The 856-nt window shown below is 33.9% G+C and carries 1 protein-coding gene; it reads left to right on the top strand.

Annotated elements, in window-relative coordinates:
- The coding region (locus KPL38_RS19365) for a 4Fe-4S dicluster domain-containing protein (RefSeq protein ID WP_216290762.1) at positions 1-856 on the top strand (856 nt) is incomplete at both ends.

Here is an 856-nt window from a genome sequence, read left to right as displayed (position 1 = left end):
TCAACAATGAAAAACTATATTGCTAATCACAATATTAACTTCAACATTATTGATGCAGTAGGAATAGCAGGTAAAATAGGTCTTGGTGGAAGAGTTAACATGATTATGCAATCTGCTTTCTTTAAACTAGCAGACGTTATACCTGTAGAAGATGCAGTTAAGTATCTTAAAGCTGCTGTTATTACATCATATGGTAAAAAAGGTCAAAAAGTTATTGATATGAATAATGCAGCAATTGATAAAGGTGTTGAATCAATTGTTAAAGTTAATGTACCAGCAAGCTGGAAAACAGTTAAAGATGCAACTAAAGAATTAGATGCTAGACCAGATTACGTTAAAAACATTGCTGATGTAATGAACAGACAAGAAGGAGATTCTTTACCTGTTAGTGCATTTGCTGGAATAGAAGACGGAACATTAATGCCAGGAACAGCTGCTTTTGAAAAGAGAGGAATTGCTGTTAATATACCAGAATGGCAAGTAGATAATTGTATACAATGTAATCAATGTGCATTTGTATGTCCTCATGCTGTAATAAGACCTTTCTTAACGAGCGATGAAGATCTTAAAAATGCTCCAAAAACTTACGTAAGTAAGAAAGCTATTGGAAAAGGACTAGAAGGTCAACATTTTGCAATAGGTATAAGTAATGCAGATTGTAGTGGCTGTGGTAATTGTGCTGAAGTTTGTCCTGCTAAAGAAAAAGCTTTAATCATGAAACCATATGCAACACAAGAAGCTAAATTACCAAACTGGAAGTTTAACATAAACTTACCTAAGAAAGAAAATCCAATGGGTACATCAACTGTTAAGGGTAGCCAATTTGAGCAACCATTAATGGAATTCAGTGGAGCTT

The sequence above is a fragment of the Clostridium psychrophilum genome (assembly GCF_018861705.1).
Lineage (GTDB): Bacteria > Bacillota > Clostridia > Clostridiales > Clostridiaceae > Clostridium_AD > Clostridium_AD psychrophilum.
Note: the sequence above shows the minus strand (reverse complement) of the source record. Positions and strands in the feature narration are given on the sequence as shown.